The organism is Seongchinamella sediminis (assembly GCF_003457605.1).
In the GTDB taxonomy this organism is placed as follows: Bacteria; Pseudomonadota; Gammaproteobacteria; order Pseudomonadales; family Halieaceae; genus Halioglobus; species Halioglobus sediminis.
Genome location: NZ_QRAN01000012.1, coordinates 39,040 through 52,185, shown reverse-complemented (window position 1 = coordinate 52,185; position 13,146 = coordinate 39,040). Strand labels below are relative to the sequence as shown.

Genomic DNA, 13,146 nt, shown 5'->3' with positions numbered 1-13,146 from the left:
TAGCCACCCCCACATCGTCCAAGGAGTTTGTGTTGAGCGCCTGTTACGCCCCCCTGCAAGCGGAAGCAATTCTGCACATCACCGGCCCGGATAGTCTGACCTTTCTCCAGGGACAGACCACCTGCGACACCCGCAAGATCAGCTCCACACAGGCCCTGCCCGGCGCCTACTGCAATGTCCAGGGGCGCATGGTCTGCGATTTCCTGCTGCTGCAGCTGGCGCAAGAACACTACGCCCTGCGGCTGAAAGCCGACACCCTGGATAACGCCGCTGCCACCTTCGGCAAATACATTGTTTTTTCCAAAGCCGAGCTCGCCGGCGGCAGCGGTGACTGGCAGCTGTACGGCTGCTGGGGCGAAGCGGTCGCCGACGCGCTGCGCTCGCTGGGCATGAGCACGCCGACGGCGCGCTATGGAGCAGCCACTGGCGACGGCCATGTGCTGGTGCAAATGGATGACGCGGGCTGCCAGTTCGAGCTGTACATTGACGGCGCCGCCACCCCGGAACTGGCGGGCGCCCTGGAAGCAGCGCTGGAACGCTGCCCGGAAACACAGTGGCAGGCGCTGCAGATGCGCGCCGGTATCGGCCGGGTGGAAGGCCCCAATGTGGCGGAAATGCTGCCGCAAATGCTCAACTATGACGTCACCGGCCACGTCAGCTTCAGCAAGGGCTGCTATACCGGCCAGGAGATCGTCGCCCGCCTGCACTACCGCGGCAAGGCCAAGCGCCGCATGTACCTGGGCGAACTGCCCGGCGGTGCCGCAAGCCAGGCCGGAGACAGCCTGTTCAGCCCCGGTTCCGGGCAGGGGGCGGGCACGGTGATCAACGCGGCACAGCTGGATGACCGCACCGTCTGCCTGGTAACAGCAACGGAACAGGGCGCAGCCGGGGGGCTGCGGCTGGCGAGCCCCGACGGACCGGCGATCGAGTTACAGCCGCTGCCCTATACGGTGGACGAGGCCGGCTAGAGATTGGCCTCCACCGCGTCGAGGAAGCCATACATGTCAACGATCTGCTCCGCGTCGGGCCGGGTGGTCTTGCCCTTGAGGTCGCCGGTGATAATTCCCTGGCCGACGGTGTCGATCAGGGCCCGCTTGAGCCGTCCGGCGTAATCGGACAGGGGCTCATTGCCTTCCCGGCGGGCCATTTCTTCCAGCGCGTTGGCAACCGCAAAGATCAGCGCGGAGGAATTGAAGTTCGCCTCCTTGCCGTCGGTTTCCAGGTAGCGCAGGTACAGGTCGTGGGCGGTGCCGTGGGGCGCTTCGTAGAGCATGGTGCCATCTTTACTTTCAATCACTGAGCTGGCGGTCGCCAGGCTGCCGCCGAGGGCGGCGGAGATGTCGGAGAAAATATCGCCGTCCAGGTTCTGCGCCGGGTACAGGCCCCAGCGCGGGGGATCGCTGATCATTTTCGACAGCTGTCGTGAGGGACGCATGATCATGAACGAGGGCGGTGGCGTATCCAGGGCCGCCAGCTCCTTGCGGATTTCCAGGATAATAGAGCTGTACACCTCGTCGTAGGGCACAAACTCGCGCTTGAGGCCGAAGTACACCTCTTTCTTGTTGAGTGAGGCGTCGCGGAACACCTGCTTGACCCAGTCCTTGATCGCCTCGCGGTCGTTGGACATGAACAGGATGGGGTCGCTGGCCTTGACCTCCCGCGCGTGTTTCTCTTCACCGTCCATGATGACCTTGATGATGCCGTCTTCCGGCGCCGGGGTGTTGTAGCTGCCGTACTGGTCACCGCCGCCGGCGCTCATCCTCGATATCGAGACGTGGGCCTTGCGCTCGGGCAGGCCATAGCGCTTGAGCTGCTGGACCAGCTTGAACAGCTTGTTGCCGCTGACATTGTCCGGCACGCCCCAGAGGGCCCGCTGCGGCGGGTTGGAAACAATGCGTGCGGCCTGGGCGTCGATCAGTTCGTAGTGGTAGCCGAGGCCGGCGGCAGCGACCTTGTCCTTGTAGTCGCGCTCGTAAATCTCCTCGATGGCGGCGCGCATGACGCCGTCGTAACCCGGCACCACGGTGTCCTTGAGTCCCAGGTAGATATCGCGCTTTTCGTCCAGCGCCCGCTGGAAGAACCGATGGGCCCAGGCCTTGACCTCATCCAGGCAATTGGTCGCCAGCATCCAGGGGTCGCCCTTTTTCAGGGTCCGGCGGTGCAGTTCCACCGGGTCGCCACTGCTGCCGACGAACATGACCTTGGCCACGCCCGTGGCGTTGGACAGCTCGCTGAAGCTGAAATCCAGGCCGCCGCTGTCCATGGTGTCGACCTCGATATCGCGGTCCACCCAGTCCGGGCGCACGCTCTTGAGGTTGTGAAACTCGATGTCCTCACGGGTGATGTTGCCGCCTATACCCTTGCGAATGGCGCCGTTGGGTGACTTGGTGGCGAGCTTGTCGAGCTCGGCCTCGACAATGTCCGGGTACTTCGCCAGCAACTCGTCCAGCTGCGACCGGTTAACGGTCATGCCGGCATTCTTGATGCCGATGCCGTATTCCTTGAGGGCCTCGATCGCCTCCAGCACCACCTGGCCATTCGTGGTCAAGCGTTTCTCTGCCGACAGGTCGACCTCTACCAGGTCCACCTCCAGCCGCGAGGTGACAAATTGCTCCAGTATCCGCTGGAAGGCGATCTGCGCCATTTCATCACCGTGCAGAATGACCAGCGGCTTGCCGACTTTTATCTTCTCACCCACTTAAGAACTCCCAGTTAGCCCAAAACGCGCGCACCATATACCCAAACGGCGGATTATCCTAGTCGATTTTAGTCGAAGCACGGCTACACGCCATCTCACCGGGCTGCGATAATACCCCGATGCGATCTTTCCTCCCCCTCATTCGCGAAGAATGGCGCCTGCTGCTGTTTGGTTTCGCCATGACCTTTGGCTCCAGCCTGGGCCAGACCTACTTCATCGGCCTGTTCAGCGCCGGGATCCGGGCTGACCTGGGCCTCAGTCATGGCGATTTTGGCGGACTGTACTCCGCCGCCACGCTCGCCAGCGCAGTACTGCTGCTGTGGAGCGGTTCGCTGATCGACCGCATGCCGCTGCGTCACTTTGCCTATCTGGTCACCGCCGGACTCGCACTGGCCTGCGCCCTGGCGGCCATCAGCAATGGGCCGCTGCTGCTGTTCTGCGCCCTGCTGGCCCTGCGCCATATGGGCCAGGGCCTGATGAGCATGGCCGGGGGAACGACCGTGGTACGTTACCTGGATCACCACAAGGGCAAGGCCAACGCCCTGGGGGGCATGGGTTACTCCGTGTCCGAAGCCCTGCTGCCCTCGCTGGTGATCGCCTCCATCGCCCTGGTTGGCTGGCGCCAGTCCTGGCTGCTGTGGGGCGCTGGCCTGATCCTGCTGCTGCCGCTGCTGACCCGCTGGCTGCTGGCCGGTCACGAGCAGCGCCACCAGCACTACCTCGACGGACTGGCCAGCCAGGCCACCGACCCGGCAGCCAGTGCCCGCCGGCAGTGGACCCGTGACGAGGTGGTACGGGACCCCTACTTTTACCTGTTCCTGCCGGTATTGCTGGCCCAGCCCCTGCTGTTTACCGGCTTCATGTTCCATCAGGTACACCTGGTGGTGGAAAAAGGCTGGTCGCTGGCGGCCTGGGGCGGGCTGTTCCTGTTCTACGCGCTGGTGAACACCGGCTGCAAACTGCTCGCCGGGCTGCTGGTGGACCGCTTCGGCGCCATCCGCCTGGCGCCGCTGATCTGCCTGCCCATGGGCGCGGGCCTGCTGGCCCTGGCGGCCGGCGACGCATTCTCCATTGCGGTGATTTACATGGGCCTGCTGGCGGTCTCGGTGGGCATCTACTCGACCCTGTCATCACCGTTCTTTTCGGAGATGTACGGCACCCTGCACCTGGGCGCCATCAAGTCGCTGACTACCGCCGCCATGGTGTTCGCGACCGCCATCGCCCCGGTCGTGATGGGCTGGCTGATCGATGCCGGTGTGAGCATGGGCGCGATGGCCCTGGGCGGGACCGCCTACACGCTGGTCGCCAGCGCCCTGGCCTGGGTGGCCCGGGCCCGCTGCGGGCGCTGACTCAGGGCGCCAGTTGCAGGAACCGGTGCCACTTGTCGCGGAAGCGAATAACCGGGGTCGGTGTCGCACTGCCGCTGCCGGCGTCTTCCATGCCCGGGTACCTGGCCACGATACGCTGCAGTACGGGCACCTGTTCGCGGTCACAATCGACGAACAGGACATGCCTGCCCGCCGCCAGGTCCTGGCGAAAGCGGCGAAAATCGGCGTTCTGCTGGCTGATACCGATCAGACCACCCTCCCAGGTGGCAAAGCCCAGTGTCACCAGCGCCAGGAATACCGTCGGCGCCCAGCCCAGACTGGCGGCGAGGCCCGTCACCCAGCCCAGCAACAACACCACCGCGGCCAGCCCCAGGCCAACAGCCGCACCGCGTTCGGTGCCTCGCACCACATCCTTTTTCAGTACCGCCTCGACCGGGTTGAGCTGGAGCCGCTCGAGAGCGGCCTCATCCTCGCTCAACACGTGGAACTGCGGCGCTGTCAGGCCGGCGGATAGCAGATCCAGCTCGGCGTGCTTGAGCTCATCGAGGTTATCATTGATGAAATAATGGCGTTTCATGCGGCTGCCTCCCTGGTAGACCGCTGGGCAGGCGGACGGGAACACCCGCTGGCCAACGCAGCGAAGAAGCCAGTCATACCGGGTGTGCAGCAGGCACGACTGGCCCGGTACAGGACTGAGTATAGCAGCGGCTCGGGCGACTGCCAGTTGCGCTCAGCGCGGCACCCAGCGGTAGCCGCGGCCGCGTTCGGTACGAATACACTGGAAGTCCGGATCCAGGCGAGCAAATGCCTGGCGGATGGCCTTGACGTGGGCGGCGATGGTGTTCGGCTCCACCACAATACTGGCAGCTTTCATTAATTCTCGATGGCTGCGGACCTCGCCGGGATGTCGGCACAGTTCCCGCAGGATCCAGAAATGGGTGAGGGGCAGGTCAACCCGGCTGCCCTGCCAGACCACGGTGGAGTAGGTGTCGTCCAGCACCAGCTCACCACTGTCAGCGCTGCCTGGCTGCACGCCGGCATCGCGCACCGCCTCCAGGCGCCTGATCAGGGTTTCTATGCGGATCACAATATACTCCAGTGACGCATCCTTGCTGATGTAGTCATCGGCGCCGAGGCGCAGGCCGGAGATCCGGTCGATCTCCCCGTGCCGGCGGGTCAGGAAAATAATTGGCACTTCACTGGATATCCGCCGCAGTTCAGCACAGACCTGGTAGCCCGCATCGCGATCGCCTTCGTGGGCCACATCCAGCAGTGCCAGGTCGGGCAGGGAGCGGCGGAAACCGGCGATGGCCTCATCCTTGCTGGCATAAGCCACCACATCGAAACCCTCGCGGCGGAGGCTCTCGGCGTAAGACTGGCGGGTCTGGTCCTCGTCTTCAACGTAGGCAATGGTTGTCATCACGGCTCCCCGGTGGGCAGTTCACTGCCACTGGCCCCATGGTATTACAGAGCGCTACCGGCTGGCAGCCCGCGTTTTCATAGTTCTTCATAAAAGCCCACACCCGCTCATAGACAGCGCACTAGAATCGGTAGTCGAGGACAGGGGCTCACTGCCCCGACCGGTTAAGGACAACAACTTACAGGGAACACAACAATGATTAGTAGCAAGACACTGGCAATTGGCACCAGCCTCACCCTGCTCGCGGTGGGCAGTTCTTTCGGCTTCGCGGCGGATCACAACCAGGCTTACATCGAGGCCTGCCGCCAGGAAATACAGCAATACTACGGCGAGGACAGATCGCTGGCAGTTGTCAACAAACGCCGGGTGGCAGAAGGTACCAGGGTTACCCTGGCGGCGCGCAGCGACAAGGACAACGCCCAGTTCATCAACTGCTGGATTGCCAACGAAGAGCGGACACAGCCGCTGGACCTGGGCAACGACAAGGTGGCGGCAAGCATCTCCCCGGTACCTGTGATTCGCTGAGCAGCGACATTCCAGCCACTCCATGCCCGGGCGCTGGTAACCGCGCCCGGCGGGCTGCACTCCCTCCCGTCGCATCGGCAGTGCCCGCGGTGGCCACGGTGTAATACAATCGTCACCTTTGCACCTTAACGGGCCGGACATGAGCATTCAGAAAACCTATATCGACGCCAACCAGCTGCTACTGGATTCCTACGAGCTGGGGCTGATGGTCCTCGAAAGCGGCTTCAGGCCCGATTACATTGTCGGTGTCTGGCGCGGTGGCGCCCCGGTGGGTATCGCCATCCAGGAACTGCTCAAGTATGGCGGCCTCGACACCGATCACATCGCCATCCGCACCTCACACTACACCGGCATCGAACAAACCAGTGATTCGGTGATCGTGCACGGACTGCATTACCTGATCGAGCACGTCAACGCGGAGGATAACGTACTGATCGTGGATGACGTGTTCGACTCGGGGCGCAGCATCCAGCAGGTCATTCTGGACCTGGAGAAAAAGTGCCGGCGCAACACCCCGGTATTCAGGATTGCCACGCCGTATTTCAAGCCCGCCAACAACAAGACCTCGCTGGCGCCGGACTTCTACCTGCACGAATCGGATGAGTGGCTGGTGTTCCCCCATGAGCTGGAGGGACTGTCAGCCCGCGAGGTGCTGGAAGAAAAACCCGGCCTGGGCAGAATCCGCCAGCGGCTGGTGGCGTTGCACCAGGGCTGAGCCGTTTCAGGCCAGCGCCGGCAGGGACCAGTCGATAGGCGCCTGCCCCCGGTCCTGCAAATACTCATTGGCCGCCCGGAAATGACCACAGCCAAAAAAACCGCGGTGGGCGCTGAGCGGTGAGGGGTGCGGCGCTGTCAGTACGCAGTGGCGCTGGCGGTCGATAATGGCGCCCTTGCGCTGGGCGTAGCTGCCCCACAGCATGAATACCACGCCCTCACGCCGGGTATTGATGATCTCGATCACCCGGTCGGTAAAGCTCTCCCAGCCCTTGCCCTGGTGAGACGCCGCCCGGGCGCTTTCCACCGATAACACGCTGTTGAGCAGCAGCACCCCCTGGTCTGCCCAGTGGGTGAGGTAGCCGTGGTCCGGTATCGGCAGCCCCAGCTCGGCATTGATTTCCTTGTAAATGTTCTGCAGCGAGGGCGGCACCCTGGTACCGGGGCGGACGGAAAAGCAAAGGCCATGGGCCTGGCCCTCGCCGTGGTAGGGGTCCTGGCCGAGGATAACCACTTTCACCGCGTCCAGCGGAGTGTGGTCGAAAGCGCTGAACATCTCGTCACCGGCGGGGAAGATGCGTTTACCCGCGGCCTTTTCCCCCTGCAGGAACGCCCGTAGCTGCTGCATGTAGGGCTGCTCGAATTCGGCTGCCAGCGGCTCCAGCCAACTCGGTTCGAGCTTGACAGTACGCTCAGTCACAGGCCGCCGGCAGGAATACCTGCTCGCAGCCGACCGAGACCGTGGCAATGAGCTTGCTGCGTTCCGCCTTCCCCGCAGCGGCGTTCTCGGCGGCCGCCAGGGGTGCGGCGTTGAACGCCGCCAGCCGCCGGGAACCGCAGACATCGCCATACAGGGTGTTGCGCATGCGCGCGGTCCGGCCGGCGGCGCTCACCTGCGCTTCCATTCTGGCAGGCGCCCACTCCTGGCCATGGCCAGAGCCCGCGGCCCGGGTAATGCTCTCGTTCATCAGGGTGCCGCCGAGGTCGTTACAACCCGCTGCCAGGGAGGCGGCCACGCCCTGCTCTCCCATCTTGACCCAGGAAGCCTGGATATTGTCGATAAAGCCGTAAAACACCAGCCGGGCGACGGCGTACATCAGCAGCGCCTCGCGAAAGGTGGGGCCACGGCGGGCCTTTCCCTTGAGGTACATGGGGGCTTCCATGTGCACGAAGGGCAGGGGCACAAACTCGGTAAAGCCGCCCGTCCGCTGCTGCAGCTCCCGCAGGGCCAGCAGGTGATGCGCCCAGTGCGCCGGCGTCTCGATGTGGCCATACATAATCGTGGCGGTGGTGCGCAGACCGATTCCATGCGCGGTCTCCATCACCTGCAGCCACTCCCGGCTGTTCAGCTTGTCGGGGCACAGCGTGGCCCGAACCTCGTCGTGGAGCACTTCGGCCGCGGTTCCCGGCAGCGTGTTGAGGCCGGCACGCTGCAGGCGCAACAGGAAGTTCTCCACACTCACCCCCAGCGTCTGGGCACCCTGCCAGACTTCCAGCGGAGAGAAGGCATGAATGTGCATGTCGGGGGTCGCCGAGCGCACCGTGGCCAGGATGTCCAGGTAGGTCTGGCCGGTATAGTCCGGGTGGATGCCTCCCTGCATACAGACTTCGGTGGCGCCCCGCTCCCAGGCCTCGACGCAGCGGCGGGCAATCTCCTCGCCACTGATGTCGTAGGGCCTGCCGCGCAGGTTCTCACTGGCCTTGCCCTTGGAAAACGCACAGAACTGGCACTTGAAATAACAGACGTTGGTGTAATTGATATTGCGATTGACCACGTAGCTGACGGCGTCTCCCGCCACCGCCTGGCGCAACTCGTCCGCGGCCTGCACCAGGTAGGCGAAATCGGCCCCCCGGCTCTCAAATAGCCGGGTCACTTGCGCCGGTTCCAGCGCGGCCTGTTGCCGGCAGAGGTCGACGATCCGCCGCAGTTCGGGATCAACCCGGTGGCTGTCCGGCGCCCTGGCCATCAGCGCCGCTTCCACCGCCGGCACCGGGCGCTCTTCTCCCGGCACCCAGTCGTCCCGGCGCGCGTAGCCCATACTGTCGCTGTGATTGAGTACCGCCGGCTGCAGCGCCGGATCCAGCCATTGCTCCGCCCGGCGGACATAGGCCGGGTAAATCGTCAGTCGCTGGTCGAGAAACTTGCCGGCGGCCCCGGTTTCCCGGGCCAGCTTGTCCAGGTGCGGCCAGGGGGCTTCCGGATTGACATGGTCAGGCGTCAGCGGCGATACCCCGCCCCAGTCATTAATCCCCGCGGCTACCAGTTGCGGCAGCACCCCGGGGCTCAGGTTGGGTGGCGCCTGGATACTCATCTGCGGCCCAAATACCAGCCGGGCGACGGCGATGGTCCACAGCAGCTCCGGCAAATCCGGCTCGGGGGCGTTGGCCATCAGCGTGCCCGGCTTGGCGCGGAAGTTCTGGACGATCACCTCCTGCAGGTGGCCATGGCGCAAATGCAACTCGCGCAGTGCCAGCAGAGACTCGATGCGTTCGCGACGGGTTTCACCGATACCGATGAGAATACCCGAGGTAAACGGCACCCGGGCCTGCCCCGCCCGCTCGATGGTAGCCAGCCGCACCGCCGGGGCCTTGTCAGGGGAGCCGTAGTGGGGCATGCCCTTCTCACAGAGCCGCGGCGAGGCGGATTCCAGCATGATGCCCATGGAGGCGCTGACCGGCCGCAGCGCGGCGATTTCTTCGCTGCTCATGCAACCCGCGTTGATATGCGGTAACAGGCCGGTTTCCGCCAGTACCCTGGCGGCCACATCGCGCACGTATTCCAGCGTCGTGGCATAGCCCATTCCCGCAAGGGCCTTGCGCGCGGTGCCGTAGCGCAGTTCGGGCTTTTCACCGAGCGTAAACAGGGCTTCCTGGCAGCCCAGGGCGGCGCCCTGGCGACACAGTTCCAGCACCTCTTCCACGGGCATAAAGGGCTGGTCGATTTTTTTCGGGGTCTGGGCAAAGGTACAGTAATGACAGACATCCCGGCACAGCTGGGTCAGGGGGATGAACACCTTGCGCGAGTAGGTCAGTACATTGCCATGACCGCGATCGCGCTGGGCCCCGGCAAGCTCCGCCAGGGCAGCAGTATCAGTAAAAGCCGCCAGTGACAGGGCTTCCGCCTCGCTGGGCAGCTCACCCGCCAGCAGCTTTGTCTGCAGTGCCTGCCAGCTGTCGCCAGACGGCCTGGCCAGTGTTTGTGCCAACCCGGAACGGCGCAGGCAGGCGGCGGTATGCCGGCCCATGCCGGCGCTGGCCAGCAGGCACTGGAGGTCGTCCATATCATCGACATCAAGCGCGATACCAGGCTCTTGTACCACCTGCACAGTCTGCCCCAAGTCCTCGGCCCAGCGCTGGTGGGCAGCCCGGCTGTTGGGCCCAAAGCTGAACCGGGGGCAGGCGTCGGCGGCAAACACCAGCAGGTTGCTGCCCTGCAGTTCCCGGTCGGAGCCTATCACCAGGCCGCCACCTGTCGATTGCAGGTCCAGCGCCCGGTCCAGTTCCGCCGCCTGCAGGGCGGGGACGTCCCCATGCACCACCAGCAGGCGCTCGGCGCCGGTGGCAATTAAGCGCTCCGTTGCCGCGGCAACCACCGCATTCAGGCCCCGCAGCGGCTGCCCGGGCGGGGCCAGCTCGCTCTCGGCGATAAATAACGCGCCGCATTCCGCCGCGATGCGCCGGGCATCCGGATCATCGGATACCAGGGTGATAGCGTCGATGGCCGGGTGTTCCACCAGCACCGCGAGCACGTCCCGGGCCATGGCCTCAACCAGGTCCGAGCGCTGCGCCGAGGTCATTACGGCGGCCAGCCGGCTCTTGGCCCGGTCCAGCGACTTCAGGGGAATCAGGGCATGGGTACCGCTCACCGGGCCTCCAGAGCCAGGCAATGCCGGGCCAGTTCGATTTTTTGATCCAGGGTTTTCATCAGGGTGGGCGCCACCCGCGCTTGCAATCCCAGTTGGTCAATGTCGCCCGCCAGTGTAGCGTCACTTTCGTCGATCAGGAAATAGTCCACCAGCCCGGGGTAGTGACTGGCGTAGTGCCGGGCAACGCCGGTCGCCGTTACCGGGACCTGCAACTCGGCCATCATTTTCGCCGCCGGCCCCTTGATCGCCTGCCCGGCGACAATCGGCGACACCAGGATGACCGGTGCGTCGCAGTCGCGCAGGGCCGACCACAGGCCCGGCAGTTGCAGTATCGGGTCGATGCTGACGAAGGGGTTGGAGGGACACACCAGCACATGGCTGAACCGGTTTTCCGCGAGCATGGCCACCAACGCCGGGTTCGGCGCTGCCTCGGCAATGCCCTCGAAGCTGAATCCGCTCACCTGCGGTTCACACTGGCGGCGCACAAAGTAGTGCTGGAACGGCAAATCCCCCTCATCGCTGTGTACGGTGGTGCGCACGGGCTGGCTGGACATGGGATGAATGCCGCTGGCAATACCCAGGCGCTGGGCCAGCTCCGCCGTCACCCGGGCCAGGTCGTCCCCCGCTGCCAGCCGCGCGGTGCGAAACAGGTGGGTGGCGAGGTCCCGGTCACCGAGCCGGAACCAGGTGCTGCCGCCCAGTTCTTCCAGGGCCGCCATGGCATTCCAGGATTCCCCTTCCAGGCCCCAGCCCTGGGCCTGGTTGGAGCGCCCGGCAAGCGTGTAAAGCAGGGTGTCGATGTCGGGGCTGATGTGCAGACCCAGGTGCTCGAAATCGTCGCCGGTGTTCACCAGCACCTGCAGCGCGCCGGCGGGCAGCAGGCAGTCCAGTCCCAGGCAGAGCTTGGCGCCCCCCACCCCACCGGTGAGCGCGAGCACCCTTGTGTCCGCGGCCAGCATCAGCGGAACATATCCAGACTGCTGTCACGCAACAGGCTGCGGGAACCGGTCTCGGCGGGCTTCAGCCGCGCCCCCCTCACCAGCACCACCGGACAGGCTTCTGCTGCCTGCCCCATCACCAGTGACGCCGCCGCGGCCAGTTCATCGGCCACCGCGGGTTCGGTGACCTCCAGCACGTTGCCGAACATATCTTTGTCGCCTATCTGGTTGAACAGCGGCTCGAAACCCGCGGTGCCAATGGCGATACCGACGGTGCCGTTGCGCCAGGCGCGACCCGCGCTGTCATTGATAATGACCTGGGGGGCAATCCCGGTCAGCCGTTCCAGTTCCCGGCGCAGGCGCTGCGCCGAGGCGTCCGGGTCTTTCGGCAACAGCAGCACCCGGGGCTTGTCCGGGTCGATCTCGATGTTGGACTTATCAATACCAGCATTGGCGTGCACGTAGCCGTTGCGGTGCTCGACGATAATCACCCCCGGGCGCACCCGCAGAACCTCGCGACTCTCGCGCAGGATAAGCTCCGCCTGCCGCGGGTCCTTGTCGGCCCTGGCGGCGAGCTCCAGGGCCTCGGCGGAGGGTGCGACGTCCGCCAGGCTGACGTAGCGATCCTCAGACTTGGAGACTATCTTCTGGGCCAGCACCAGCACATCGCCGGGCTGGAGGGTAAGGGCATTGGCCGCAAGTGAGCCGGCAATCAGGCGCACCAGGTCGTCCCCGGGTTCAACCCGGGGAAAACCGTCCAGTGCGATGAGTTCGATGCGGGCCGCAGCGGCCAAGGGATGCCTGCTACGCGTCGAGCCCGGTAATGCGAATACCGGCGTGGCAGTTGTATTGCTTGTTGATGACGATCAACACCGAGGTCAGGGCCTCGGCGGCAGCGGCGTTGTTGATCATGCCGGCGTGGAAACCGCGCATGCCCGCGGCCTCAACCAGCTTGATCACCTCTTCCCGGGCCGCTTTCTTGTTGCCGCATACCAGCACATCACAATCCAGGCCGCTGCCCTCCTGCAGGTGGGCGGCCGCGACGTTCTGGAACGCGGATACCACGGCCACTTCCTCGCCCAGCAAATCCTGGGCGATCTGCCCGGCGCTGCCGCCTTCCGGCAGCTGCACCCTGGCAACCTTGGGCGGGACCAGCGGCACGGTAACGTCGATCAGTATTTTGCCCGTCAGCGCAGATTTTACCTGCTCCAGGGTACTCGCCTGGTGGCTGAAGGGAACGGTAATGGCAACGATGTCAGCGGCTTCCGCCGCCGCCAGGTTCTCCATTGCCTGGACGCTGATTTCGGCCACGCCGCGTTCGGCCATCACCTCGCGCAGGTCCGCCACCGCAGCCTCCGCCTTTTCCTGGGTGCGGGAACCGATAATCACCTGGTAGCCGACCTGCGCCCAGCGCCGGGCCAGTCCGGTGCCGAGGTCGCCGGTGCCACCCAGTATGGCCAGTACGGGTAATGTCTCTGTTGTCATAATGTGTGTCCTGATGGGGGTTTACGATGAAGGAGTACAGCAATTACTACCATCTCCGCCTAGTGTGTTCTACGCAGCGATGGCGCAGGCCGCTCAGTTCCCAGCCCCCTTTTGTTCAGATAGGATTGGCGGCGCCGCTGGCATCTTATGGAAATCACCTTTCGATCACAAG

At 64.6% G+C, this 13,146-nt stretch carries 12 protein-coding genes; 4 read left to right on the top strand and 8 right to left on the bottom strand.

Features of this window, described 5'->3' with window-relative positions; translation table 11 throughout:
- Window positions 1-32 precede the first annotated feature (32 nt).
- Window positions 33-968, top strand: a complete 936-nt coding sequence (gene ygfZ, locus DWB85_RS12065) for a CAF17-like 4Fe-4S cluster assembly/insertion protein YgfZ (RefSeq protein ID WP_162846106.1) — start codon at window positions 33-35, stop codon at window positions 966-968.
- Here the strand turns inward: ygfZ and DWB85_RS12060 are convergent.
- Window positions 965-2,698, bottom strand: coding sequence for an isocitrate/isopropylmalate family dehydrogenase (locus DWB85_RS12060; protein ID WP_117954937.1), 1,734 nt, complete (start codon window positions 2,696-2,698; stop codon window positions 965-967). The genes ygfZ and DWB85_RS12060 overlap by 4 nt on opposite strands.
- A 119-nt stretch (window positions 2,699-2,817) precedes the next feature.
- Here DWB85_RS12060 and DWB85_RS12055 point away from each other — a divergent pair, with 119 nt between their 5' ends.
- Entirely contained in the window at window positions 2,818-4,047 is a 1,230-nt protein-coding gene (locus DWB85_RS12055; RefSeq protein ID WP_117954935.1) for an MFS transporter, read from the top strand.
- Between the two features lies 1 nt (window position 4,048).
- Here DWB85_RS12055 and DWB85_RS12050 read toward each other — a convergent pair whose 3' ends face one another.
- Both DWB85_RS12050 and DWB85_RS12045 read right to left on the bottom strand, forming a co-directional pair.
- On the bottom strand, window positions 4,049-4,603 hold the full coding sequence (locus DWB85_RS12050; RefSeq protein ID WP_117954933.1) for an NAD/FAD-utilizing enzyme: 555 nt from the start codon (window positions 4,601-4,603) through the stop codon (window positions 4,049-4,051).
- 153 nt (window positions 4,604-4,756) lie between these two features.
- Window positions 4,757-5,446, bottom strand: a complete 690-nt coding sequence (locus DWB85_RS12045) for a response regulator (protein ID WP_117954931.1) — start codon at window positions 5,444-5,446, stop codon at window positions 4,757-4,759.
- A gap of 195 nt (window positions 5,447-5,641) precedes the next feature.
- Between DWB85_RS12045 and DWB85_RS12040 the strand changes: the two genes are divergently transcribed.
- Window positions 5,642-5,971 carry a hypothetical protein gene (locus tag DWB85_RS12040; protein ID WP_117954929.1) on the top strand — a complete coding sequence of 110 codons (330 nt, stop codon included), beginning with the start codon at window positions 5,642-5,644 and terminating at the stop codon, window positions 5,969-5,971.
- A 145-nt stretch (window positions 5,972-6,116) separates the two neighbouring features.
- A complete protein-coding gene (locus DWB85_RS12035) occupies window positions 6,117-6,686 on the top strand; it encodes a phosphoribosyltransferase (RefSeq protein WP_117955102.1) in 570 nt (189 codons plus the stop codon).
- A gap of 6 nt (window positions 6,687-6,692) precedes the next feature.
- Here DWB85_RS12035 and ung read toward each other — a convergent pair whose 3' ends face one another.
- From ung to npdG, 5 genes are read right to left on the bottom strand one after another with little or no spacing between them, the layout of a single operon-like run.
- Window positions 6,693-7,385 carry a uracil-DNA glycosylase gene (ung, locus tag DWB85_RS12030; RefSeq protein WP_205422728.1) on the bottom strand — a complete coding sequence of 231 codons (693 nt, stop codon included), beginning with the start codon at window positions 7,383-7,385 and terminating at the stop codon, window positions 6,693-6,695.
- A complete protein-coding gene (gene cofH / locus DWB85_RS12025; RefSeq protein ID WP_239017312.1) occupies window positions 7,378-10,551 on the bottom strand; it encodes a 5-amino-6-(D-ribitylamino)uracil--L-tyrosine 4-hydroxyphenyl transferase CofH in 3,174 nt (1,057 codons plus the stop codon). The genes ung and cofH overlap by 8 nt, the downstream gene beginning before the upstream one ends.
- A complete protein-coding gene (gene cofD / locus DWB85_RS12020) occupies window positions 10,548-11,510 on the bottom strand; it encodes a 2-phospho-L-lactate transferase (protein ID WP_117954927.1) in 963 nt (320 codons plus the stop codon). Before cofD ends, cofH begins: the two co-directional genes overlap by 4 nt.
- Window positions 11,510-12,283 (bottom strand): coenzyme F420-0:L-glutamate ligase, encoded by a 774-nt coding sequence (gene cofE, locus DWB85_RS12015; protein WP_117954925.1) that lies wholly within the window; start codon window positions 12,281-12,283, stop codon window positions 11,510-11,512. Before cofE ends, cofD begins: the two co-directional genes overlap by 1 nt.
- 10 nt (window positions 12,284-12,293) lie before the next feature.
- Complete coding sequence (npdG, locus tag DWB85_RS12010; protein ID WP_117954922.1) at window positions 12,294-12,974, bottom strand: NADPH-dependent F420 reductase; 681 nt, start codon at window positions 12,972-12,974, stop codon at window positions 12,294-12,296.
- Window positions 12,975-13,146 lie beyond the last annotated feature (172 nt).